The following is a 24,671-nucleotide window of genomic DNA, read 5'->3' on the forward strand; positions in this document are numbered from 1 at the left end:
TACGAATCAATTAAGCGTGGAAATAGAGCGACGTATGTAAAAAGCAGAGGGAAAAGTAATTACAAAACAACAAGGGCTCCTTATGGTACATGAAGCGCCATAAGGAGTCCCAGCTATGAAAAAATAATTGACCTATTGATTAATTTGAGGGTCTTGGGACGCCTCATTATTGTTATTATCAGGAGATTTCTTGAGTTGTACCGAATTATTGGATGTATTCGATAGCGAAGAAGTTCCTTTCGCCAAAGTCAGAACCTTAGCAACATATTCTGTAGATGAATCAAGTTGATTACCAAATGCATCTACTGGTATGCTTAGCGCTTGGCTGACGTTAGAGAGATTATTCGGATAAATTCTGGTGCTATTTGGATTGCTAATAGCATCCTGCAATTTGAAACTATCTGCTTTATCCTTAGGTAACATAAACACTCTATACTCCGTTACGCTTTGACCATTTTTGACATCAAAGCTAATGTTTATATTGTTATATTTATATCCGTCGCCCTGAAGACTGAGTGTTACTTTCTCCACTGATCCAGGGGCTGAAAGGTCTTCCAAAGCAATGTAGGAAGATGGGTAGGATAAGCTATACATTTCCTTAGAATTTCCACCACCTACAGACAAGATATATACGCGATATTCTTGGCCATTCGTTATAAGTCTTCCGTCTGTATCTCTACTATCAGCACCCAATTTCACACTATACAGGCCTTTACTCCAACCTGTATAATTAGTTGCTCTAATAGCTGTATTCAGATCAAAGTCATTTGCCTTTGATGCGGGCACAACTAGAATACGGTAACTATCTATATTTGATTCATCAGAAGGTTTTGTAAACGAAATCTGTAGATCTCGACCATCTCCATAATCACCAACATCGCTAACATTAATATTGCTTACTGCCTGAACGACTTTGCTTTTACTAATTGTAATCACAGGTGAAGGAGAGGATAAAGCGTAGGCATTTAAAGAGTTACCATTTGCAACAGTCAGTACATAGACGCGATAGCTAGTTCCTTCTGTAATAAAATTACCTCGTACATCCCTAATCCCATCCAATGTTCTATTTGCTGCTAAATTTCCACCTTTGCTTTCTGTGATGTAATAAGAGCTACTATTGGCTTGTGAAAGATTAAAGCTACTGTAATATGCAGTTGGTACCATTAAAATCCGATAATGATTAACATTCGATTCATCTGTAGGCTTCGTGAATGTTACTTGCACATCACGGCCATCCCCTTTATCATCGATATCTGCAACATTCAAATTAGTTACAGCTTGCACAGTGAAGTTCTTAGTTAGTGTAACTGTAGACGTTGCGGCAGTTAGCGCATTGTTTCCTAATGTATTTCCATTGGCAACAGTCAGTACATAGATACGGTAGTTCGTACCTTCTTTAATAGTATTTCCGCGCACATCCCGAGTATTTTCAGATAACGCTTGCTCATATGTGGATTTCCCAGATTTATTAACAGTTGTGTAATTGCTGCTGGATACGCTATTAGCATCCGTCAGACTAAAATTATTGTAATTTGCTGTTGGTACCACCATAATTCGATAGTGATTAATAGGTGCCTCATCAACAGCTTTATTGAATGACACAAAGAGGTCACGACCGTTACCATAATCGCTCACATCGCTGGCAATGATATTCGACACTGCACCCACATTGTTGCTAAGCAGCGAAATCATATTGGAGGCTGAAGAAAGCACATTATTTGCAGAGTTATTAGTTACTGCCATAATAAATACACGATAGCTAACGCCATTTTGAATGGCATAACCGTCAGTATCTTTTGCCCCTGCAGAGAGCACCTGAGTAATATTGCTGCCTGTTTTGTTCACTTGTGTGTAATAAGTGCTAGGTAAACTGTTGGCTTTTGTCAATGTAAAGTTCGTATAGTTGTTAGCTCTAACAACAAAAATTCGGTAAGAGTTAACATTAGATTCGTCAGACACTTTGTTGAAGCTAACTCTCAAATCGCGTCCATCGCCAAAATCATTAACATCATCTACTTGTGTAATAGTTGGAGTAGATACAGTAAGCGTTACTGCTAATGAAGCAGGCGAGAGTTTATTCATGCCAGAATTCGTATTACTTACAGACATAACGAACGCTGTGTAGGATTCGTTATTCTTTATAAAGTCACCTGAAGTATCTCGTGTTGAGGAAGACAGAGTTGCTATCAACGTACTGCCGTTGCTTCCTGATTTGTCCACTGTTGTATAATAATTGCTGGATAAATTATTCGCAGTGGTAAGACTAAAATTGTTAGCATCCTTGGTCTTTACTATAAACACACGGTAATTGGAAGTATTGCTATCATTTTGTGGACGAGTAAAGCTAACTGAGACATCACGTCCATCGCCAAAATCGTTAATATCGCTAATCTTCACATTTGTTACTGCGGTAACAGTAGACATGTTTGTTAGAGTAATCTTCGGAGAAGAAGTTGATAATACGCTAGAATAAGAACCTTTACCAATGGCAAGTATATAAACCACATAAGACTGATCATTTTTTATGTAGTCACCGTCCACATCTCGCGAGTTTTGCGATAAAGTTACGACACGATTTGCATTTGAAGTCGATACCACCGAATAATTAGAAGAGGAGACTTTAAGAGCTGATGACACATTGAAACTTTTAGAAGCCTTCACAACCATAACCCGATAATGATCTACATATGATTCTGTAGACGATTTAGAGAAGCTAACCTCAAGATCACGCCCATCTCCCTGATCATTCACATCTCGAACTGACACATTGCTCGCTGGAGCAATACTGATATTACTTGGAGTGTCAGATTTAATAGATACTTGCTGTTTTTCCGAGTTCCAATCAACATCCTGCCCAAGTGCTTCACTGACGAAGCGTACTGGTACCATTGTTCTACCTTTTAAAACCTGTGCTGGTACATCAAGCGTTACTGTCTGGTTATTAATAGTAGCTGTCTTCGATTTAATCTTGAGAACTACCGTTGTATCACCTTTTATCCCTGTGACTGTTTGAGTCTTTTGGTCCCAGTTTACGCTTGCATTCAATGCTTCAAAGATCGCTCTAAGTGGTAGCATAACACGTCCTTGAATCATCGCTGGTGGCTGATCGGTTTTTAATTGCACCCCATCCACATTAATTGTGATGGCTTTTGCCGCTTGTGCGGTTGCTGGCTGCAATACTAACGGTACAATAAGTATCACAGCAAAAAGTAAAGTCCATATTTTTTTCATAAATTCCACCCTTCTTCATGCCATTTGAATGACTTAGCATGACATCTAATTTAACGTATGAGCATCCTAAAAGTTTCACCCTTTTACCTTTTGAAGAAAATTTAACCATCATGCAGTTTTGATACGTATTCTGGCTTACTTTCCTTACAAGATGATTGAAAAGAGTAAGGGAATTTTGAGTGGATAACCTCACACTATTCGACGTAGGAGAATTGAATAAAGCAGGTTAAATTGAAGTGTTACAATTTACGGGAAGTGCAATTTTCTTAAAATAACTGCACGACTGTATGTATATTACCAACTAAATTTTTTATGACATATTTTTTGTACACTTTCACCAAACTAATGGAAAGGCAGAGGAAGGTGAAGAGATGCAACAACCATTTGATGTGGGTGATATTGTTTATATTTTTTACCGCAATCCACATATTCAAGATGTAACGAATATACAGGAAGCGGCAGTCGTTTATCATCCAGAAAAACCAGAGGAGCTAGCTCTATTTTTATTTGAAACCTATTATCCAATCACGAATGACATGGTAATTTTTGCAAGCGAGATGGCGGCTGAACAGGCCTATCACCAGTATTTTCATTAAGGGAGGACTCACATGATAAAGCCATTTACCCCTCAGCTTGTTTATTTTGAGCCAGATGCCCTCCAGTATCCATTAGGTCAGGAGCTAAAAGAGAAGTTTGAGCAGATGGGAATTGAAATTCGCTATACAACTTCCCATAATCAAGTGAGAAACCTTCCTGGAGACAATGATTTTCAAAAGTATCGGGTAGCAAAATCGACCTTAGTAGTGGGTATTCGAAAAACATTAAAGTTTGATACATCTAAGCCCTCAGCGGAATATGCCATCCCATTTGCGACTGGCTGTATGGGACATTGTCATTATTGCTATTTACAAACAACTATGGGCAGCAAACCTTATATTCGGACGTATGTCAATGTCGATGAAATCCTAGAACAGGCCGATCACTATATGGCTGAACGAGCACCTGACATCACTCGCTTTGAGGCATCCTGTACTTCTGATATTGTAGGAATTGATCATCTTACGCATACCTTAAAGCGAGCCATTGAGCATTTTGGACAAAGTGAGCTAGGTCAGTTACGATTTGTAACGAAATTCCATCATGTGGATCATTTATTAGATGCCAAGCATAATGGTCGTACAAGGTTTCGTTTTAGTGTCAATGCTGATTATGTGATTAAGCACTTTGAGCCAGGTACATCACCATTGGAAAAGCGCATTGAGGCAGCGGGGAAAGTGGCAAGAGCTGGATACCCACTCGGATTTATTGTTGCGCCAATCTATCTTCATGATGGCTGGCAGGAGGGCTATTATCATATGTTTGAGCGATTGGACGCTGAATTGCCAAAGGATGTGCGCGATGACATCACCTTTGAATTTATTCAACATCGCTTTACAAAGCCTGCAAAACGAGTGATTGAAAAAAATTATCCAATGACAAAGCTAGAGCTCGACGAGACGGTAAGACGATATAAATGGGGCAAATATGGCATTGGTAAATATATTTATCAAAAAGAGGAAGAGGAAGACATTAAGGAACATTTGTATCGCTATATGCAGAAATTTTTCCCTCAAGCAAAATTAGAATATTTTACATGATAATTAGAGAGAGAACGGCTTGTTTTCTCTCTAAATTAATTGTGCGATATAAGGTTCAATATATCGAAGATCTTTTAAATCGTTTGGTAAATGGTAAAGAGAGAAATATTGCATTGTCTCTGATTCATTGTAATCAATCACTAAATTACCAAGCACATTTCTTGTATAGAAGACTGCTGTAACGGCGTATAATTCGTCCCCATTCGAAACTTTAAGGTAACAATCCGGACCAGAAAAAACACCTAATAACTGTAAATCTGTGATGGCTAGTCCTGTCTCTTCTTGTACCTCTCTTTTGGCAGTATCCTCTAAGCTCTCGCCTAATTCCATTAAGCCTCCAGGGAGCCCCCAACCGCCATCATATCTTTTTTGTAGTAATATTTCGTTTTCAGTATTAAGAATGAGAACCACCGATCCAGGTAAAATAATTGGTTGGTGTCCTACATACTGTCTTAAAAATTTATAGTATTCCATAATGACACCCCTTTCTCTAAATAGTTTTAATTGGTAAATTCTTCTTAATTATGGTCTTTGTATAATCTGAAAGTCAATGGTAACGCTAACAGAGATTGTTGTGAAGAAGGAGAGAATACTTGAATGGATTCATTTCAACTAAATTGTTGGTCAGAACATGGAGAACTGAAAGTAGTGATGCTTTGTGCACCTTCACTCGTAGATGTAACGGATTTAACAATAGCAGAGCAGGTTGGTTGGAGTGATACAGTCAACCATCAGAAGGCGATGGATAATTTCATGGCATTAAAGACAACATTCGAAAACGCAGGGGTACATGTACTTGATTATGCAAGAGAACTAGCCCACGATCAGCAGCTATTAAGTGAGCAGCTCCTCAATCGTTATTTTGTGCGTGACCTAGCCTGTGTCATTGGGAATCGGCTTTTACTTGGAAATGCTGGAACCTCACTTAGAAAACCAGAGTACCCTCTTGCACATTCACTATTAGAAAAATGGTTTCCACAACAATGGAAAGCTAATTTGCAGCCGCTTCATTCCTTCGAATGTGGAGATTTGTTAATTTTAAATAAAGATGCTGTACTTATTAATCTTGGAATGAGAACTTCGATAGAAGCTATCGAAAGCTTAAAGGAAGGCATTTTTCAAGAGGGGTTTTCTGAAATTGCCATAATTGATTTACCGAAAAGCAATGATACGCTGCATTTAGATATGAATTGTAATGTTGTAAATGCGAATCTGGTTGTTGCTAAAAGCTTTGTACGCCATTTTCCTATTCAGGTGTTAACAGCTCAAAGCAGTCGTTTTGATATGGTAGAGTCATTTTTAAAGCGTCATGGTTTGGATGTTTACTGGCTGAACTCGTATAAGACCATTCCAGACATCAACTTTATTAACCTGAATCCAGAAACACTGTTGATAAGCAAGCAGGCAACACAACAACAATTATTAGCGCATCCACTGCTGAAGAATAAAAACTTGCTTGAAGTTGATGTCACGGAGCTTGAAAAAGGCGGTGGTGGCATTCGATGTATGACATTGCCATTGGTAAGAACGTAACGAAGGGTTGAGAACAAATGACTTCAAAATCAGCTAAAGGAAGTATGGCCTGGTGGCAGCTTTCGCTTCTTGGTATCGGTTGTACTTTGGGCACTGGCTTTTTTCTTGGGACAAGTATGGCCATTCATAAAAGTGGGCCTGCGGTATTAATTCCTTTTTTATTAGCGGCCATTTGTACGTATATCGTGTATGATGCACTTGTTAAAATGTCTGTGGAAAATCCAGATAAAGGCTCTTTTCGTACCTATGCCAAGCAAGCCTTTGGACGCTGGGCAGGATTTAGCAATGGCTGGGTGTACTTGATTTCTGAGCTATTAATCATGGGAAGTCAGTTGATGGCGCTCGGCATTTTTACGAAATTTTGGTTTCCGGCACTGCCCCTGTGGATTGCTGCATCGATTTATGCTGCTATTGGTTTAGTCGTTATTCTCACAGGCATGAAGGGCTTTGAAAATTTCCAAAATATCTTCGGTGCCTTAAAGGCAGCTGCCATCATTATGTTCATTATTGTAGCAGTGGTCATCATCATGAAAGGTACACCATCTACTACAATGGCTTCACTTCAAGCTAATTATGAAGCATTTTTTTCACAAGGACTAAAAGGTATTTGGCTCGGATTACTTTATGCCTTTTATGCCTACGGAGGAATTGAAGTGATGGGTTTAATGGTCATCGATTTGAAAAATCCAAAAGAGGCGCCAAAAGCGGGGAGAATTATGCTGATCGTGATTACCGTTATTTTTATCATGGCCATCGCCCTTGCATTAGTACTCGTTTCGTGGAAAGACTTTTCGATTGATGAAAGTCCTTTTATTACAGCGCTTCAAGGACACCATATCCCTTTTGTGGCAGATATCTTTAATGGTGTGCTAATCATTGCTGGTTTTTCAACAATGGTGGCCTCGCTTTACGCGGTGATCACCATTCTCACTACACTTGCAGAGGATCATGATGCACCGGCAGTCCTTGCAAAGAAAGGAAAAATGAAAGTTCCTTTTCCAGCCTTTTTATTTTTAACGAGTGGGCTAGTAATTACGATTGTAATTGGTTTTTTGATGCCAGAAAAAATCTTCGAATATTTGATTACAGCGGCGGGTTTAATGTTGATCTATAATTGGCTTTTTATTTTAGTAACCTACTGGAAGCTCATGGAGTTAACTAAGTGGGGGCATGTAAAGAATGCTATGGGGATGTTGCTCATTGCTGTGACGGTATCTGGAACTTTAGGTGAAAAAACAAGCAGACTCGGTTTTTATGTGAGCCTGCTCTTTATAGCCTTAATCAGTGTGGCGACCTGGATTGTTGTGAAAAGGCAAAAAAACATTACGTAATGAACCGTTTTCCTGAGACATCCTTAAAAAAGGACATTTGGATGGACTATGGTTATCATCACTTAAGAAGTACTGCTTCCATTCATAACTATCTTCTTGCCCATACCATTTTAAATCTGGATGTCCTGGAACTGTGTCGTAGTCTGCAATCCGCTGACGAATGAGCTTTTTGATTTTTCGCCCAAAGGCTGTGGTGTCGTTTATATCATCGAATATCCAACGGGGTTGAATGGCCATTAATAAAGTGGAAAAATGACGACTCTTTCGCAATTTATGGGCTGGTGTTGCACAAGAGATAAAATAGGGTTCACCATGAAAGCAAAACTCCCATTCATGGTGAGTAGGCTCAATTGGTATTCCTTCAGGCCAATTCATCTCATCCAAATTGGTTAAATTATTTAATATGGACCAAAATAACTGCTGATAATCTGCTACCTCAAAGCTATCTTGCATATCGTGAGGGGTATGAAAGAACACAGTAAGAGTTGTATACTTCCCGAAAGTTCGTGATGCTTTCGTATAGTCCTTTAAGCATTGTGCTAACATTTTTATCGATTGCTCTTCCCGTGGATCCCCGACAAAACTATAGCGCAAATGGTTTGATAAAAAGCCCATTCTTGCTGGTATACACGGAAACGTATTTGCTTCATCCGCAATCGTGGCAGCAAAATCTGTATAGGCTGACCGTTGCCATAATGGAAGTGTATCAAACTGTTCTTCAATCCACTCCCGATCAAACACTACTTCCACTTGAGACTCCTCCTTCTACTCACCTTTATACTATTAAAGAAAAGACAAAGTGGTTACGAATCTGTGGTGCGTGACACTAAAGATTTTTAATGATTCAAGTCAAATTATGGCTAACCTTTTTGCGTGTAAGATGAATAATTCCATAAAGAAGAATAAGCAGTTTCGGTTTAGAAGTGATCACTCTGAGCAAGGAGATGAGCAATTTGAAGTAAAAGAGAGCGCTTCGAACCAAGAAAAGAACGGCTTTGCATGAAAAGAGAGTGCTTCAAGCCAATAAAAGAGCGGCTTTGAATCAGAAGCGAGCACTTTAAAGAAAGAGCGGTAGCGATTGAAAAGTGATCACTTAGAGCAAAGGAAAGAGCGGTTTTGAACAAAAAATGATCACTTCGAGCAAAGAAAAGATCGGTTTTGAAAAAAATGATCACTTCAAACCAAAGCAAGAGCAATTTCAGTCAAAAAAGATCTCGCCTCCTGCTTCTCCAATAGTAGCGATCGCCACACCCGAAAAGCAGCATGTTCTTAGCCGTTTTGCTGTAAAACCTTTTCCTCTAAAATGGTTAGAGCATGTTGGATGTCCTTTAGATCATCCTGTGTTGCGTGTTGAATAAGCTGTAAAAAGCGTTCTTCGATACAGGCAAATGCCTCCTCCATCATTTTTTCACCCTCTTTGGATAAACGGACATACTGCTTTCTGCGGTCGGCTGTGTCGTTAAATTTTTCGATTAGCTGCCGTTCCTGCAATTTCCGAAGTTCACGGCTTGTGTTGGGTAGGGACATATGCTGACATTCACTGATTTCCGTTGGTGTGACAGGTTGGCTTACTTTAATATATTCAAGAATTTTATATTGTAGCGGTGTGATATTCGCAGTGTTAACATTTTGTGTGAGATCATGTGTCACTTGATGGATTGTGGCTGTAAATGCTACAAACTGATGAAATAAAGCGCTTTTATTCAATGGGATCACCTCTTACTGTCAAGATAACAAATAACTTGTCCTAAAACAATTATCATTTGACAACTAAAATGAAATGAATTATTATTTTGTTATCAAATGATAAGTAATGAGGAGGCGCACAATGAAAACGTTAATTGTTTATACATATCCCAACCATAAAAGTTTAAATTATGCATTTTTACAAGAAGTGATAAAGGGGTGTCGAGAGAATCCTACCATCGAGGAGATTCAGATACTAGATTTATATGAAGAAGAGTTCGATCCACGCTTAATTTTCCATGAACATAAACGACGTCGTGATATGTATCGGGATCCGAAAATGGAAAAATACCGCCAACAGCTCTCTTGGGCAGATCAAATTGTATTTGTTTATCCGATCTGGTGGGGGAGACCGCCAGCCATGCTGTTAGGATATATCGACCAATTATTTGCAGCAAATTTTGCTTATCGAGATACAAAGGGTTTATTTCCAGAGGGTCTTTTAAAAGGGAAATCTGTAGTCTGTGTGTCCACGATGAAGGGGCCAACCAATTATCCATTTTTATGGTTGAACAATGCACATAAAATTTTAATGAAAAGGGCGTTGTTTAAATTTGTTGGAATGAAAAAAGTGAAGTTTTTTGAGTTTGGTAATATGGAAAGTAAAAAGGGGAAGCAACAGCAAAAACTAAATAAAGTATATCGATACTTTAGTAAAGTAGCATACTAGAAAAAATAACTCATGCAGACGGGGTTAGTCGTTTGCATGAGTTGGCGTACTGTCGATGGGGACAGTAATCAAAAATCTTGTATATTCTGCTATTTTGCTTTCTACAGCAATGGTTCCATGATGCATCTCAATTATTTTTTTGACAATGGCTAGCCCTAATCCGCTACCGCCATTTCCAGCAGTTCGCGATTGATCGGCCTTATAAAACCTTTCGAAAATATGCTTTTGTTGTTCTTCGGTTAAGCCTATGCCAGTATCTTGAACCCGAACGGTTATCGTGTCGAACTGCTTTTTCATAGATAATGAGATGGTTCCATTGGTAGGTGTAAACTTAATACTGTTTGTCAGTAAATTCATCCAGACTTGATTCATCAAATCCTCATCTGCAGTGATGCTCAGGTTATCAAGATCGAGATCAAAGTCAATCTGTTTGGCTAACCAATTCGGTTCTAGTGCCAGCACAACATTGCGTAGTTGTTTATCGAGTCGATAAGTTATAGGCTCAAATGGATGGTGCTGCGATTCTAAGGAAGTTAGCTTGAGCAAATTGTCGCTAATTTTTGATAAACGATTACTTTCTAATTCAATTATAGCTAAATAATGCTGACGTTTTTCTTCAGGTAGGTTAATATTTTTCAAAGCCTTGGCAAAGCCATTAATAGATGTTAAAGGTGATTGAATTTCATGGGAGACATTGGAAATGAACTCCTGACGCATTCTTTCCAGTTCACCTAACTCAACAGCCATATGATTAATACCATGAATCAATTGCCCAAATTGATCCTCCTCATCTGCTCTCAAATCCAGCTGAACATCAAAATCACCTTTTGCCATGCGGCTTAATGCATCTACAATCGTATCCCAATAGTTACGTTGTCGATTTAGTCCGATTAAAAAGATAATGGCAGCTGAACAGGCAAAGAGTGCAAACACCCCAATCACTGTTGCTAGTTGTAGCCAAAATCCATGAGGCTCAGTTCCTAACCGTCCATACAGCCATGAAGTTACATGATAGGAAATAAAAGCGAAAACGGTGTTTGCAATCAGAAACAGGCAAAAGACCAGCGCTAATCTTAACAAGAATCTTCGTTTTCTCATGTGTCTAGTTCCAGGCGGTAACCAAGACCACGAATGGTGCGAATGACAAAGCCACTCGTCTCCTGTGGAAAGCGTTCTCGTATTCTTTTGATATGGACATCAACTGTTCGTTCATCTCCCTCATAGTCGTAGCCCCAGATTTCTTCGATCAACTGTTCACGGGAAAAGGTTTTGCCAACATAGCTTGCAAGTGTAAATAATAGCTCGAACTCCTTCAAACGAAGGAGAATCGTCTCGCCGTTCATTTCCACTTCATGTGTATGGCGATTTAATTTGACATGACCAGCCTCTACAACTTGAGAAAGGGAGATACGATATCTTTTTAAAATAGACTTAACACGTACGATTAGCTCGGCAGGCTCGAATGGCTTCACAAGATAATCATCTGTCCCTAAATGAAAGCCCTTGATTTTTTGAGAGGTTTCTCCTTTAGCTGTTAGCATAAGGATTGGTAGATCTGTATTGAATGAACGTATTTCCTCACATAATGCCCAGCCATCCATGTTGGGCATCATAATATCCATCACGACCATATCGACTTTCTCAGTGTCTAATTTAGACAGTGCATCGACACCATCGATAGCCTCTATTACTTCTAAGCCCTCGTTTTGCAGAAACACTTTTACCAATTCGCGAATATGTGCATCATCATCCACGACTAATAGTTTTGTCATCTCAACAAACCCCTTTATTCTACGTCTTTAATGCGTAATTGCTGCATGGCAAACTCACGATACATAGCATGTGTTTCAAAGAGTGTTTCGTGTGTACCACAGCCTGTAATATGCCCTTTCTCAATAAACAATATTTGATCGGCATCTACCACTGTCGATAAACGGTGCGCAATGACTAGTGTTGTGCGTCCTTGCATTAAGTTGTCTAATGCTTTTTGTACATAAATTTCTGAATTACTATCTAAGCTTGATGTTGCCTCATCCAGCATTAATATTTGCGGATTACGTAAGAGCGCTCTTGCGATAGAGATACGCTGACGTTGTCCTCCTGAAAGCTTGATGCCTCGTTCTCCAACTTCAGTATCGAACTTATCTGGAAGCTCGTTAATAAATTGATCTGCATAGGCCATTTTAGCCACTTTTTCTAGCTCATCATCTTGCACTTCACGGTCTATACCATAGCAAATGTTTTCTCGAATCGTACCTGAGAGCAGGGCACTTTCCTGCGCTACATAGCCGATTTGACTGCGCCAAGAGTGGAGTGAAAAAGTTTCGATTGGTGTATCTCCTAGTGTGATACTGCCGTTCGTTGGCTGATAATATCGTTCTAGCAGTGAAAATGTAGTTGTTTTACCGCCACCACTTGGTCCAACGATGGCTGTTACTTTGCCTGGCTCAATTGTGAAGTTAATATCGGATAAAATGGGCTCCTCACCATAAGAAAAATCAACATTTTTAAGATAAATGGGTTGATCTACTTTTTCTACTGTTAAGCCTTTTTCAATATGTTCTTCCTCGTATTCAAGCAATGCACTAATTCGTTCTGTAGCACCCATGGCTTTTTGGAGCTGGGTAAAGAACATCGTTAATTGCGTCATTGGCATAATGATTTGGATTAAATATAAAATAAATGCCACCATATCGCCAGCCGTCAGCTCTCCAGAGGAAACACGGACACCACCATAGCCAATAATAGCTACAAGCACAGACATCAGAACGAATGAAATCAGCGGGGAAATCAGTGCATGAATTTTTGCTTCTTTTAAGCCAAATGTAAAGAGATTCGTAATGCCCTTTTTTCCACGCTCATATTCAATTTGCTCAGCATTTGAAGCCTTGACTAGGCGCGTTTCAGGTAAAACTTGATTTAATACAGACGTAAATTTTGCTGTTTCATCTTGCATTCCTTTTGAAATCACAAACATGCGTCGCCCTAACAACATTAAGATCACCATAGCTAGTGGTACGGCAATCAGCATGACTAATGTCATTTTCCAATCTAAAAATAGAAGAATGATAATAGAACCTATTATGGAGATAACGCCAGATAAACAGTTTGCTAAATGCTCTGTTATAAGCTCTTTCACAACGGCCGTGTCATTCGTAACACGGCTCAATGTTTCACCAGTATCATGTTCATCATAATAGGGGATTGGTAAATGCAACAGCTTTCTCCATAGCTGGTCACGTAATTTTGCCACAACATGATGTCCAACTCGATTTAAATAATAGATGGATAATCCACTGGCAATAGCCTGTGCGATAAAGGCAATACCTAGTACAATAATTTGCCAATAATTAAGCGATTCTAACGAAAAGCCATCCACTAATTGTTTTGTAAATAATGGAACAATAAACCCTACACCTGTCGTTGCTAAACTCATCACTAAAGCGATGACAAGTAGCCATATCGGTGGTTCGGCACGTTTTACTAGCTGTATAAAACGGCGCCAATCTTTTTGTTTAGACATATCATTTGATGTTTCTTGCAAAGAAATAAGCCTCCTTCATTGTCTGAAAACAATGTATTTCGTTTCTATGGCTTTACTATAGCATGCGTTTATGAACTGAATATGAAATGAATGGTCATCAAAAAAGGTGATGCGATCACCACCTTTTGATACTAGTCTGCAAATTCATCGTGGTATAAAGACTTACCAAGCAAGCGATAGATTCTTAAGGCTAGCTGGATTTGTAACAGCTCCTCATAGCTTTTTAAATCGGTTTTTAAAATTTCTTTAATCTTTTCAATCCGATAAATTAACGTATTGCGATGGATAAACATTTCCTTGGCTGTTTCACTTATATTCATATGATTGATAAAGTAATTTTCTAATGTAAGTAGATAGCTTGTCCCATGTAATAGATCATGCTCAAAGACAGAACCCAAGCTTTCTAAGAAAAAGTCCTTTAGCTGCACTTCATTAATATTCGAATCTAAAAAATGATAAATGGAGTGATCCGCATAATGAGCCACTGCTCCACGCTCTTCGAAGCGGTGCATAAGACGGAGAGCTTCATGTGCCTCTGCAAAGCTTTTATGGACAAAACGTATATGTTTATATTCTTTGCCAATTCCCATTAAGAAAGAGCTTTGCGTATGTTGCTGTACTAATAATTGGAGAATGTTTTCTGCGTATTGCTTTGTTTCATTGATCGTGAAATCTTGTTTGCTGTCTTGCTGTCCAACTAATATAATGATTTGATTGTTGCGATAAAGGCATGTAATTTCTCCATTAATTGTGCTAGAGTGCTCATAAATTAAATTCATACATTTTTTTGCAATATTATCGGTTTCGTATTTTCTAGAAATTAAATCATGCTGGTTTTGCAAATTTTCATGGCTAATAGAGATGACGATGCAATAATATTTATGGTTGATCTTTAAGCCGTGGAGATCGCATAGTGTTTGTAGCGTTTCAAGCGAAGTGATTTTTCCAGTCAATAAATCATCAAAAAACTCTTGTTTAATCTTTAGACGTACACCCTCAATTTCCTTCTGTTTTATCCTTTCTAGTGCCACAATCGTGGAGGCTTGCTCTAAAACGATGAAATCAAACTCATTCAGATCCCGTACAGTTTGCCAAATGACAATATAGCCATAAATATAGTTGGCTACTGCAACAGGAAGAATTCTACATTTTACGGCTAGATCTTCTAATTGATAGATTCGTGTAATGGATTTTTGCATTTCATTGAGATCATTCGGAATGGTATTTATAAAATCCTTTGAAAATGTTGGGCGATTCTTCTTTAAATTAATGCCATAGGCAAGAGGCACAGGATTCGTATCAAGATCTGTATAATGCAGTAAATTCCAGTCATTATCTAAAAAAATAATCGGGTTATTAATTGTTTCAGCTAACTTAGAGGAAATAGATTCGATGCCTCCTCCTTCAAGCGCCACCTTAAATAGCGTATTGTGCATGTCCAAAGATTTTCTATTTAATAGATCATAACGGCCAGATGCCTTTTCATTGATAATCGAGATGACCTTGGAAAGGGTGTAATTATAAGGTAACTCTAATAACGGCAATCCATGCTGATTGGCAATATCGATCATGTTTTGAGGCGTCTTTTGTAAATAGCGTCTCATTTTAATAACAAGGCCTGCACAATTGATTTTAGAGATTTCTTGGATAATTTTATTTTGTAAGGCTTCGTCATCTTGGAAGATGTAACCAGTCGTTAACAGTAATTCATTCGGTGTCAGCCAATCAAATGCATCGGGATTTTCGATAATATTCACAAGTGCAATTTCATTGTGAATTCCTTGCTCTCCAGCAACAATTTTAATTCCTTCAAGTGCCTTTATCTCTAATATATCTTTAATTGTTAGCAAATGATTTCACTCCTTCGCCATAATCTTATCACAAAACATTGTACATATTGCCTAAATGATCTTCATTCTTTTTGGTTTTGCTAAACAATGATATCTGCGGCATAAGAGAATAAAATAAAGCTTGTAAGACGGAAATGTGAAAGTAGTAACATTCTCGCGGTTTATTTCTTTTTAGTTGAAATGAACAATAGGTCAGAGAAATGGAGGAATGAAATTGGTAGATATGAATGTGGTCTCAGAATTTTTAACTGCAGCTGAAGCAGGTGATAATAACGCTCTGAAAGGTTATTTACAACAAGGTGTGGATATTAATTCTCAAAATAAGCGCAAACGTACAGCAATTTTACTTGCTGCGATGAATGATCAATTAGAAACAGTAAAATTTTTAATTCAGGAAGGGGCAGATATTGACCTTCAAGATCAAATTTGTTTAAACCCATTTTTGTATGGATGTATAAATGGAAAGTTAGAGCTTGTGAAAATAATGCTACAAGCAAACACAGATTTAGAGCGTTTAACACGCTTTGGCGGTGTAGGGATTCATCCAGCAAGTGAGAAGGGCTTTGTTGAGGTAGTTCGTGAACTTGTAACGACTACAGATATCAATGTCAACCATACAAATATTTGTGGATGGACACCATTGATTGAAGCCATTCTCCTCAATGATGGGGGAGAAAAGCAACAAGAAATAGTTCGTCTATTAGTAGAACATGGAGCAGATACACAATTAGTGGATCAATATGGTGTGACACCATTAACAATGGCTAAAGAAAAAGGATTTACTGAAATTGAAAAAATTCTACTAGAAGCAGGAGCGAAATAGTAGTACTCCTACGACATAAAGAGGGTGTACATATGATACATGCCAAATCGGGTGATGATTATTTCCTGCAGCAAATAGTGGCGACGTTTACGGGAACGGTTCATAGCGTGTTTAAACATGCCTTAAATATACGGAGTGATGGTAATGATGAAATTTTTACACTTGCTACGAAGGCAATGGATCGGGCACCCAATACACTTGTCATTGATCTTGATACATTGGATCACCTGGGCATTCAGCAACATGACAGGGTATCGGTTCGCCATAATCAACTATTAATAGAAGAAAAATTAATAATAGCGATCCCTACCGCCTCTCGTTGGCAATGTCAGCTACCTATTTATCCAGCAAATTGTACACGCTTAAAAATGAATATGATTCGTGTTAAACAATTCATTGATTTACATGGGAAAGGCGGCGGCATAAAACGTAATGATTCTCCCGTCAGTGAATTTGAAGCGGAGACATCGAGATTATTACAGCAGCGTACAACTTTACTTTATGAGGAAATATTGAATCAACGTTTGGATCGTTTTCAGGCATATGCTGCTGATTTAGTAGGCTTAGGGCCAGGGCTCACACCATCAGGGGATGATTTTTTAGTAGGCTTATTTGCTATCATTCACTTACAAAATAGCCCGTGTTCTATGTATAAACCTTTGTGTGAAAGCGTCATCAAAGTGATTCAGCCTTTGACCAATGAGATTAGCTTTACAACATTGAAGAAGGCAGCATATGGACAAGTAAGGGAGTCCATCTGTTCATTCATACACGCCATTTTATATGGCACAGAAGTGGAATCCATTGAGGCTCTGAGAAAGGTGCTTGCTATTGGCTCTTCCTCAGGAACAGATATTGCCTTAGGGCTGATAAGTGGCTTAGAAGCCAATATAAAATTAGGAGGATAATGATGAGTATTAAAGTCGTAATTAAGCGCAACACATATTTTGATTCAGTGTCATTGATGTCACTATCTACAAAAGCGAATCAAATTGAAGGCGTCGAGCAAGCAATTATTGGTATGGGTACGGAGATGAACAAAGGAGTCATTCGTAACGTTGGTTTGATGACGCCAGAAGTGGAGGAAGCAACAGCAGGGGACTTAATGATTATTGTTAAAACTGCTAATGCGGATCAAATAGAAAGCGCTTACCTAGCAGTGGAAGAATTACTAACAAATAAAGATAAAGCACAAGCAAAAAGTGATATTAAATATGCAACGATTGATTCAGCTGCACAAGGAATTCCTGATGCAAACTTTGCGGTCATTTCTGTCAATGGGGCATTTGCTGTTCGCGAAGCACGCAAAGCACTTGAAAATGATCTACACGTGATGCTTTTCAGTGATAATGTGAGCGTTGAAGATGAAGTAGAATTAAAAACTTTAGCACATGAAAAAGGCTTATTAATGATGGGACCAGACTGTGGTACCGCTATTATTGGTAATACAGGACTTTGCTTTGCAAACGCTGTAAGAAAAGGCAATATCGGTATCGTAGCGGCATCTGGTACAGGTAGCCAAGAAGTAAGTGTTCGCATTCATGACTTCGGTGGTGGTATCACACAACTGATTGGTACTGGCGGAAGAGATTTAAGTAAAGAAGTGGGCGGTATGATGATGCTTGATGGAATCAAAGCACTAGAAGCCGATGAAGCCACTAAAGTGATTGTACTTGTATCGAAGCCACCTGAAGCAAGTGTTGAGAAAAAAGTACTCGCACAAATTAAAGAATGCAGCAAACCGGTAGTGGTTTATTTTATAGGTGGTAATGAAGAGGCTGTAGTGGCAGCTGGTGGACAATTTGCTAAAACATCGAAAGAAGCAGCCTTAAAGGCAGTCTTACTAGCAGGTATTGATGAAGCAGGTATTAACAAACGTGCGCTTAACATTCCATTAGTTGAAGAGGTTCGTGCAAAATTAGCGCCAGAGCAAAAATACATTCGTGGGTTATTCTGTGGCGGTACGCTTTGTGATGAATCTATGTATCTAGCTATGGAAAAATTAGATAATATTTACAGTAACATCCAAAAGAATCCTGATTTCTTATTGAAAGATATCAATGTGAGTCAGGAACATACATTCATTGACTTCGGTGATGATGATTTTACAAATGGTAAACCACATCCAATGATCGATCCGTCTTCTCGCATAGAGCGCTTCTTACAAGAAGCAAAAGATCCGACAGTTGGTGTCATTGTGATGGACTTCGTATTAGGCTTTGGCTCTCATGAAGACCCAGTAGGTGTTATGCTTCCAGCCATCATTGAAGCTAAACAATTTGCTGAAAAAGAAGGTAGACATTTAGAGATCATTGGGTATGTCCTTGGAACAGACTTAGATACGCCAAACATAGATGAGCAAGTGGAAAAATTAGTCGATGCAGGTGTTACACATGCAAGCAGTAGTACAAATGCAGGATTACTTGCTAGAGAAATGGTGTTGAAAGGAGAAAATCATGAGTAAGATTAATGAACTTTTCACAAGTAAAATTAACGTAATTAACGTAGGTATTGAACTTTTTAAGGATGATATATTAGCACAAAATGCAAGTGCTACACACCTAGAGTGGTCACCACCGGGTGGAGGTAAGCCAGAAATTATTGCAGCACTAAACAAAATCGATAAAGCAGAACTTGCTGAAAAAATCGAAGCAGCAAATCGTCTTGCAGTGGAAAAAATTGTGAACTCTCAACCCGTGTTGATTGGTTTCGATCAAGCCATCAATGTTGTACCTGGCATGACGAAAAAAACAATTTTACACGCAGGACCACCCATTACTTGGGAAGATATGAATGGCCCAATGAAGGGCGCTGTGATGGGTGCTCTTGTATTCGAAGGATTAGCAAAAGATTTAGAAGAAGCAGCAGAGGTAGCGGCGTCTGGAGATATTACATTCTCACCTTGCCATGAGCATAATGCAGTTGGTTCAATGGCTGGGGTAACATCTGCTTCGATGTTTATGCACATCGTTGAAAATAAAACGTATGGCAATATCGCCTATACAAATTTAAGTGAGCAAATGGCAAAAATCTTGCGTATGGGTGCCAACGATGACAGCGTTGTCGAGCGATTAATATGGATGCGTGATGTGTTAGGACCAATTTTACGTGATGCAATGAAATTAAATAAAGACGGCATCGATCTACGATTAATGCTTGCACAAGCGCTCCACATGGGTGACGAATGTCATAACCGTAATAATGCAGGTACAAGCTTATTAATTCAAGCATTGACACCATATATCTTAGAAACAGATTATCCTGTTGAACAGAAGCGAGCAGTATTTGATTTCGTGGCAAGTAGTGATTATTTTTCAGGTCCTACATGGATGGCATGCTGTAAATGTGCATTAGATGCTGCACATGGAATCGAATATAGTACTGTCGTGACAACAATGGCACGTAACGGTGTAGAATTTGGTGTTCGTATTAGTGGCATGCCAGGTAATACATGGTTTACTGGCCCAGCACAAAAAGTAATCGGACCGATGTTTGCTGGCTACAAACCAGAGGATTCAGGTCTTGATATAGGGGATAGTGCTATTACAGAAACTTACGGTATTGGTGGTTTCGCAATGGCTACTGCACCAGCAATCGTTGCTTTAGTAGGTGGAACAGTGGATGAAGCAATTGGTTATTCTCGTAAAATGAAAGAAATTACGACGACAGAAAACCAAAATATTACCATTCCATTATTAAACTTCATGGGAATTCCTACTGGTATTGATATTCGCAAAGTCATCCAATCAGGTATTCTTCCAATTATTAATACAGCTATCGCACATAAAGAGGCTGGAATCGGTATGATTGGTGCTGGTATTACAAATCCTCCAATGGAAGCTTTTGAAAAAGCATTAATTACAATTAGTGAGAAGTGGGCTTAAGCCCACTTCCTATAAGTAGGAGGAGCTTTCTATGGAACACGCAAAAATTGAACAGTCCAATCAAGATTATAGAGCACTTGGCTATTCGGAAGAACTTTTACCAAAAGGTCCTCAGGAAAGAGACTGGGGAATCTTTAACTACATTACCGTGTGGATGGGTGCAGTTCACAATATTATGTCTTATATGACGGTTGCAGGGTTTTTTGTCTTAGGATTATCAGTTAATCAAGTTTACTTAGCCATTATGCTTTCAGCAGTAATCGTCTCAGCAGGCTATTGCTTAAATGGATATTCCGCCTCTAAATATGGCATTCCGTTTGCCATATTACTAAGAGATTCATTTGGAGTAAAAGGCTCTATTATTCCGGCGTTATGTCGAGGGTTGATTGCTGGGGTTGTATTCTTTGGTACGACGACCGTTGTGGGCGCTCAATCCCTTAATGTATTATTTGCAAGATTCATTCCGAACTATATGTCTATTGGTGGAGACTTCACTATTTTTGGCTTAGATGTTCCGACTATGATTTCTTATATTATTTTATGGGTAATTACAGTTTTACTTTTTTTAGGTGGCATGGATATGCTAACAGTCTTCGGTAAATACTCATCACCGATTGTTTATATTTTCATTATTGGCGCAGCGATTTGGGCAATTAATATTGCTGGAGGAATTGGACCAATTTTAGAATATAAGCCTTCTACAACGATGGAAAGTCCATTGGTCTTTATTGCATGTGTTAGCGCATTGGTGTCTAACTGGGCTGGTCCAATTGTAAATATTGCAGATTTTACGCATAGAGCTAAATCGCCAAAAGCAATGATCTATGGCTTATCCATCGGTATGATCGGCTCGTATCTATTATTTGCGATTACTTGTATTAGTTTAATAGCAGGGACAGAAATTGCTTTTGGGCAACCAATTTTTAATATTGTAGATGCTATTGATAAAATTCAAAATCCCTTTTCAGTAATTGTATTAATTTTAGCTTTAAATGTAGGTGCAACAGCTTTTGTAGTTTTCGGTAATTTATTACCATCTGGATTACAAATGACAACTTTATTTCCTAAAGTATTTACGGTCAAAACAGCAGGTATTTTAACAGCAATTATTGGCACAGTCATTTTGCCTTGGAAACTAGTATCGAGTACAGAAACGTTATTTTTCTTTTATAGTTTTATAGGCTCTATGTTTGGACCGATTGCAGGTATTATGTTGTCTAGCTTCTTTATCGAGCGTAAAAGACGTTTAGATTTATCTATGATTTATGTGGAAGAAGGTCATAATGGAGCTTATAAATCTGGCTATAACATCGTAGCATGTATCGTTCTATTAATAAGCTTCCTCTTACCAATGTCAGGTGCTTTCCTGAAAAGTGTGCCGTTTTTAGTACAGCTAAATAACTTTGCTTTCTTTAGCGGACTGATCGTGTCATTCATTTTATATACGCTGTTATATAAATTTAATCAGCAAAATGTTCAAAATAGTGTAGAAAAAGAAGTAGGGGTGTAGTTGTGAATAAATTAGTAATTGTAGCAATCGGCGGTAACTCGTTGGTAAAGGATAGTGGAAGTGAATCTATTCAAAGTCAGCAAGAGGCAGTTGCTCAAACTGTCGAGCATATCGCGGATATGATTCAGGAAGGTTATAAAGTGGTTGTCACACACGGCAATGGTCCACAAGTTGGTTTCACTTTACAACGAAGTGAAATTGCTAATGAAGTATCAGGCATGCCAGCAATTCCGTTAGTAAACTGTGTGGCTGACACACAAGGTGGAATTGGCTATTTAATTCAACAAGCATTAATTAACGAACTGACTAAACGTCAAATTAATAAAAAGGTAGTCAGTGTGATTACACAAGTTGAAATCAATGAACATGATCCCAACTTTATTAACCCTACAAAGCCAGTTGGTTCATTCTTTACAAAGGAGCAAGCGGAGGCGATGCTAGTAGAGCATCCAGATTGGAAAATGGTAGAGGATTCTGGCCGTGGCTACCGTCGCGTTGTGCCTTCACCAAAACCAATCGATATCGTGGAAAAAGAGGCGATTAAATCATTAATTGATAATGATTATGTCGTGATCGCTGTAGGCGGTGGTGGAATTCCAGTTGTGAAAAAAGAAAATAATGTCTACGAGGGTGTAGATGCAGTCATTGACAAAGACTTTGCAACAAGTCTATTAGCGGCACAAGTAAATGCGGATTCATTAATTATTACAACGGGTGTTCCGCGTGTGTTTATTAACTTTGGAAAACCTGAACAACAAGCACTTGAAGAAATTACTGTTGAGGAAACAAAGCAGCATGTTCAAGATAATCAGTTCCCGCCAGGAAGTATGCTACCAAAAATCGAAGCCAGCTTAAGCTTCTTAGAAAATGGTGGTCATCGAGTAATTATTACAAACCCTGAAAGTCTGAAAGAAGCGATCAATAATCAGGCTGGTACTCATATTATTAACTAGGAGGAATCACGGTATGGATTATATTCAACTAGCTGTTGACAAAACAAAAGAAGGCATCGATCAAAATATTGGTGGACCATTTGGTGCAACCATTGTAAGAGGTGATGAAATCATTGCTGTTGTTGGCAATACAATGATGCGTGATACAGACATCACTGCACATGCAGAAATAGTAGCCATTCGTGAAGCCTCTAAAAAGCTTGGCACAATGGATTTATCCGATTGTGTCATCTACGCTACTTGCGAACCATGTCCAATGTGTGTGGGCGCTATTATTTGGTCGGGTATTAAAGAAGTTCATTATTGTAATACAGCAGAAGATGCTCATGTACATGGCTTCTCTGATATGCATCTACGTGATTACTTAACGGGTAAAGATAAAAGTGTCCTGAACATGCAAAAAATTGAAACGACTGAAGAATGTGATGCATTGTTCCATCATTTCAATGACAAAATGGCTAATAGTAAATAGATTAGAGCAGTCATATACTGCTTAAGTCTTTCCAGTGAATTAGAGTAGGGATCTCGTTATGGAGAATCCCTTTTCTAATTTTCAACCAAAAAGGTGTAAAATAGATACTATGACAAGCGTACATTTGGTCTGATTTTCATCTTCGTAATTCTTCAAAAGGAGCTGTTTACATGATCTATAAAGAACGTTATCAACAATTACTAGATAAAATGAATCAATATAATTCAGGCGAAAAAGGGATTACGAGAGTTGCCTATACGAATGAAGAACAGGCTTGTTTACATGCCTTTATTCGTTTATGTAAAGATGAAAATCTTCAAATTCATATTGACCATTGTGGAAATCTTATTGCTCGAAGAGAAGGCAGTGTGCCAGGATTGCAGCCTGTTGTCATGGGATCTCATTTAGATACTGTCTATCAAGGCGGTAAATATGATGGCGTTGTAGGGGTAACCGCTGCCCTTGAGGTCATCAAGCGATTAAACGAGCGATCTATTGTGACAGAGCATCCAATTGAAATTATCGCCTTTGCCTGTGAGGAGTCTTCAAGATTTGGTGTGTCAACAGTAGGCAGTAAAGCAATGGCAGGATTAATTGATAAAGAAAAATATCGCCATTTAGTCGATCGAGATGGTATTACGATGGAGCAGGCTTTTGCTCATTGTGGACTTGATTTTAGTAGTGTTGATCAAGCGACAAGAGTAGAGGAAGGATTCCATGCCTTTTTTGAATTGCATATTGAACAGGGACCACTGCTAATTAACTATGAAAAGAAAATTGGTATTGTCACAGGGGTAGCAGCACCAGTTCGCTTATTAATGAAGTTAAATGGAAAAGCGTCCCATTCAGGCACGACTCCAATGAATATGAGAAAGGACGCTCTTTTAGGAGCATCCGAATTGGCATTAGAATTAGAAAAAGCGGCGATAGCAGAGCAGGAGTTTGGCACTGTGGCAACTGTTGGAATACTAGAGGTTGTGGCAGGCTCGATGAACGTAGTTCCAGGTGAAGTGGAGTTAACTGTAGATATCCGATCATCCTCTGTGGAATCGAGAGAACGTGTGCTTCAGCATTTTTATACGGTTATTGCAAACGTTCAACAAAAGAGGCAGCTTGCGATTGAATACAATGTCATTAGCTCAGAGGATCCTGTCCTGCTTTCTCCAAAGCTAATGCAAGATTTAGAAACAATTTGTGTAGAGAAGAAACTATCCTATCAATATATGCAAAGTGGAGCAGGTCACGATTCTATGAATATGACAAGGCTCGGACCAGTTGGCCTTATTTTTATTCCTTCAGTGGATGGTTTAAGTCACCATCCAGATGAACATACGGAGCTTGAAGATATATTAATAGGAATCGATGTTTTAGAGGCAGTTGTGCTAAGATATGCTTCAGTCAGCTAATTAGCAATCATCAGTTGAAGACGCTACATGTATGGCCAGTGTCATCCCGTGAAGGCAATACAACAAAGGCACAAAATCGAT

Annotated in this window: 21 protein-coding genes; 13 read left to right on the forward strand and 8 right to left on the reverse strand. The window is 38.7% G+C overall.

The genetic code is table 11. From position 1 onward, the window contains the following. Window positions 1–132: 132 nt before the first annotated feature. Window positions 133–3,231 (reverse strand): copper amine oxidase N-terminal domain-containing protein, encoded by a 3,099-nt coding sequence (locus AC1RFD_RS02480; RefSeq protein ID WP_492474460.1) that lies wholly within the window; start codon window positions 3,229–3,231, stop codon window positions 133–135. 371 nt (window positions 3,232–3,602) lie between these two features. On the opposite strand from AC1RFD_RS02480, the gene AC1RFD_RS02485 reads away from it, so the two are divergent. Both AC1RFD_RS02485 and splB read left to right on the forward strand, forming a co-directional pair. Beyond that, a complete protein-coding gene (locus tag AC1RFD_RS02485; RefSeq protein WP_004232790.1) occupies window positions 3,603–3,827 on the forward strand; it encodes a transcriptional regulator SplA domain-containing protein in 225 nt (74 codons plus the stop codon). Between the two features lie 12 nt (window positions 3,828–3,839). Further along, window positions 3,840–4,868, forward strand: a complete 1,029-nt coding sequence (splB, locus tag AC1RFD_RS02490; RefSeq protein ID WP_048389930.1) for a spore photoproduct lyase — start codon at window positions 3,840–3,842, stop codon at window positions 4,866–4,868. A 30-nt stretch (window positions 4,869–4,898) separates the two neighbouring features. Here splB and AC1RFD_RS02495 read toward each other — a convergent pair whose 3' ends face one another. Beyond that, complete coding sequence (locus AC1RFD_RS02495; protein WP_492474461.1) at window positions 4,899–5,342, reverse strand: NUDIX hydrolase; 444 nt, start codon at window positions 5,340–5,342, stop codon at window positions 4,899–4,901. Window positions 5,343–5,465: 123 nt separating this feature from the next. On the opposite strand from AC1RFD_RS02495, the gene AC1RFD_RS02500 reads away from it, so the two are divergent. After that, the gene (locus AC1RFD_RS02500) at window positions 5,466–6,401 is read left to right on the forward strand and encodes an arginine deiminase family protein (RefSeq protein ID WP_048389934.1); all 936 of its coding nucleotides are present in this window, start codon (window positions 5,466–5,468) and stop codon (window positions 6,399–6,401) included. 17 nt (window positions 6,402–6,418) lie between these two features. Next, window positions 6,419–7,732, forward strand: a complete 1,314-nt coding sequence (locus AC1RFD_RS02505; RefSeq protein ID WP_328012012.1) for an amino acid permease — start codon at window positions 6,419–6,421, stop codon at window positions 7,730–7,732. Here the strand turns inward: AC1RFD_RS02505 and AC1RFD_RS02510 are convergent. Together AC1RFD_RS02510 and AC1RFD_RS02515 are read right to left on the reverse strand one after the other, a co-directional pair. Beyond that, the gene (locus AC1RFD_RS02510) at window positions 7,679–8,482 is read right to left on the reverse strand and encodes a YqcI/YcgG family protein (RefSeq protein ID WP_492474462.1); all 804 of its coding nucleotides are present in this window, start codon (window positions 8,480–8,482) and stop codon (window positions 7,679–7,681) included. The genes AC1RFD_RS02505 and AC1RFD_RS02510 overlap by 54 nt on opposite strands. 519 nt (window positions 8,483–9,001) lie before the next feature. Continuing rightward, the gene (locus AC1RFD_RS02515) at window positions 9,002–9,439 is read right to left on the reverse strand and encodes a MarR family winged helix-turn-helix transcriptional regulator (protein WP_016994314.1); all 438 of its coding nucleotides are present in this window, start codon (window positions 9,437–9,439) and stop codon (window positions 9,002–9,004) included. A 121-nt stretch (window positions 9,440–9,560) separates the two neighbouring features. Here AC1RFD_RS02515 and AC1RFD_RS02520 point away from each other — a divergent pair, with 121 nt between their 5' ends. Further along, on the forward strand, window positions 9,561–10,148 hold the full coding sequence (locus AC1RFD_RS02520; protein ID WP_054550751.1) for an NAD(P)H-dependent oxidoreductase: 588 nt from the start codon (window positions 9,561–9,563) through the stop codon (window positions 10,146–10,148). A gap of 24 nt (window positions 10,149–10,172) precedes the next feature. Here the strand turns inward: AC1RFD_RS02520 and AC1RFD_RS02525 are convergent, their stop codons facing one another. From AC1RFD_RS02525 to AC1RFD_RS02540, 4 genes are all read right to left on the reverse strand, one after another. Next, window positions 10,173–11,246, reverse strand: a complete 1,074-nt coding sequence (locus AC1RFD_RS02525; protein ID WP_420282009.1) for a sensor histidine kinase — start codon at window positions 11,244–11,246, stop codon at window positions 10,173–10,175. Continuing rightward, window positions 11,243–11,920: a response regulator transcription factor gene (locus AC1RFD_RS02530; protein ID WP_326140522.1), complete on the reverse strand. Its 678-nt coding sequence runs from the start codon at window positions 11,918–11,920 to the stop codon at window positions 11,243–11,245. Before AC1RFD_RS02530 ends, AC1RFD_RS02525 begins: the two co-directional genes overlap by 4 nt. A gap of 14 nt (window positions 11,921–11,934) precedes the next feature. Next, window positions 11,935–13,692 (reverse strand): ABC transporter ATP-binding protein, encoded by a 1,758-nt coding sequence (locus AC1RFD_RS02535; protein WP_421926350.1) that lies wholly within the window; start codon window positions 13,690–13,692, stop codon window positions 11,935–11,937. 131 nt (window positions 13,693–13,823) lie between these two features. After that, complete coding sequence (locus AC1RFD_RS02540) at window positions 13,824–15,542, reverse strand: PucR family transcriptional regulator (protein ID WP_054550754.1); 1,719 nt, start codon at window positions 15,540–15,542, stop codon at window positions 13,824–13,826. Between the two features lie 214 nt (window positions 15,543–15,756). Between AC1RFD_RS02540 and AC1RFD_RS02545 the strand changes: the two genes are divergently transcribed. The 8 genes from AC1RFD_RS02545 to AC1RFD_RS02580 all read left to right on the forward strand — a co-directional run bounded on the left by AC1RFD_RS02545 (window position 15,757) and on the right by AC1RFD_RS02580 (window position 24,590). Continuing rightward, window positions 15,757–16,365, forward strand: a complete 609-nt coding sequence (locus AC1RFD_RS02545) for an ankyrin repeat domain-containing protein (protein WP_081011059.1) — start codon at window positions 15,757–15,759, stop codon at window positions 16,363–16,365. 32 nt (window positions 16,366–16,397) lie between these two features. Then, a complete protein-coding gene (locus AC1RFD_RS02550; protein WP_054550755.1) occupies window positions 16,398–17,273 on the forward strand; it encodes an oxamate carbamoyltransferase subunit AllH family protein in 876 nt (291 codons plus the stop codon). Window positions 17,274–17,275: 2 nt separating this feature from the next. Further along, window positions 17,276–18,829 carry an acyl-CoA synthetase FdrA gene (fdrA, locus tag AC1RFD_RS02555; protein ID WP_416141504.1) on the forward strand — a complete coding sequence of 518 codons (1,554 nt, stop codon included), beginning with the start codon at window positions 17,276–17,278 and terminating at the stop codon, window positions 18,827–18,829. After that, window positions 18,822–20,249, forward strand: a complete 1,428-nt coding sequence (locus AC1RFD_RS02560) for a YlbE family protein (protein WP_048389952.1) — start codon at window positions 18,822–18,824, stop codon at window positions 20,247–20,249. Before fdrA ends, AC1RFD_RS02560 begins: the two co-directional genes overlap by 8 nt. A 31-nt stretch (window positions 20,250–20,280) precedes the next feature. After that, the gene (locus tag AC1RFD_RS02565) at window positions 20,281–21,759 is read left to right on the forward strand and encodes a cytosine permease (protein WP_492474463.1); all 1,479 of its coding nucleotides are present in this window, start codon (window positions 20,281–20,283) and stop codon (window positions 21,757–21,759) included. Window positions 21,760–21,761: 2 nt separating this feature from the next. Then, a complete protein-coding gene (gene arcC, locus AC1RFD_RS02570; protein ID WP_048389956.1) occupies window positions 21,762–22,712 on the forward strand; it encodes a carbamate kinase in 951 nt (316 codons plus the stop codon). A 13-nt stretch (window positions 22,713–22,725) separates the two neighbouring features. Next, window positions 22,726–23,184: a nucleoside deaminase gene (locus AC1RFD_RS02575; RefSeq protein ID WP_054550759.1), complete on the forward strand. Its 459-nt coding sequence runs from the start codon at window positions 22,726–22,728 to the stop codon at window positions 23,182–23,184. A gap of 170 nt (window positions 23,185–23,354) precedes the next feature. Next, the gene (locus AC1RFD_RS02580; protein WP_115673416.1) at window positions 23,355–24,590 is read left to right on the forward strand and encodes a Zn-dependent hydrolase; all 1,236 of its coding nucleotides are present in this window, start codon (window positions 23,355–23,357) and stop codon (window positions 24,588–24,590) included. Window positions 24,591–24,671 lie beyond the last annotated feature (81 nt).

Source organism: Lysinibacillus sp. GW823-FHT02G10, assembly GCF_058797135.1.

Excerpts from the sequence above, each read along its gene's own strand:
- AC1RFD_RS02500 (WP_048389934.1), top strand. The coding sequence starts at position 5,466 with ATGGATTCATTTCAACTAAATTGTTGGTCAGAACATGGAGAACTGAAA.
- AC1RFD_RS02575 (WP_054550759.1), top strand. The coding sequence starts at position 22,726 with ATGGATTATATTCAACTAGCTGTTGACAAAACAAAAGAAGGCATCGAT.
- AC1RFD_RS02550 (WP_054550755.1), top strand. The coding sequence starts at position 16,398 with ATGATACATGCCAAATCGGGTGATGATTATTTCCTGCAGCAAATAGTG.
- fdrA (WP_416141504.1), top strand. The coding sequence starts at position 17,276 with ATGAGTATTAAAGTCGTAATTAAGCGCAACACATATTTTGATTCAGTG.
- AC1RFD_RS02580 (WP_115673416.1), top strand. The coding sequence starts at position 23,355 with ATGATCTATAAAGAACGTTATCAACAATTACTAGATAAAATGAATCAA.
- AC1RFD_RS02525 (WP_420282009.1), bottom strand. The coding sequence starts at position 11,246 with ATGAGAAAACGAAGATTCTTGTTAAGATTAGCGCTGGTCTTTTGCCTG.
- AC1RFD_RS02520 (WP_054550751.1), top strand. The coding sequence starts at position 9,561 with ATGAAAACGTTAATTGTTTATACATATCCCAACCATAAAAGTTTAAAT.
- AC1RFD_RS02505 (WP_328012012.1), top strand. The coding sequence starts at position 6,419 with ATGACTTCAAAATCAGCTAAAGGAAGTATGGCCTGGTGGCAGCTTTCG.
- AC1RFD_RS02565 (WP_492474463.1), top strand. The coding sequence starts at position 20,281 with ATGGAACACGCAAAAATTGAACAGTCCAATCAAGATTATAGAGCACTT.
- AC1RFD_RS02530 (WP_326140522.1), bottom strand. The coding sequence starts at position 11,920 with ATGACAAAACTATTAGTCGTGGATGATGATGCACATATTCGCGAATTG.
- AC1RFD_RS02485 (WP_004232790.1), top strand. The coding sequence starts at position 3,603 with ATGCAACAACCATTTGATGTGGGTGATATTGTTTATATTTTTTACCGC.
- AC1RFD_RS02480 (WP_492474460.1), bottom strand. The coding sequence starts at position 3,231 with ATGAAAAAAATATGGACTTTACTTTTTGCTGTGATACTTATTGTACCG.
- splB (WP_048389930.1), top strand. The coding sequence starts at position 3,840 with ATGATAAAGCCATTTACCCCTCAGCTTGTTTATTTTGAGCCAGATGCC.
- AC1RFD_RS02495 (WP_492474461.1), bottom strand. The coding sequence starts at position 5,342 with ATGGAATACTATAAATTTTTAAGACAGTATGTAGGACACCAACCAATT.
- AC1RFD_RS02560 (WP_048389952.1), top strand. The coding sequence starts at position 18,822 with ATGAGTAAGATTAATGAACTTTTCACAAGTAAAATTAACGTAATTAAC.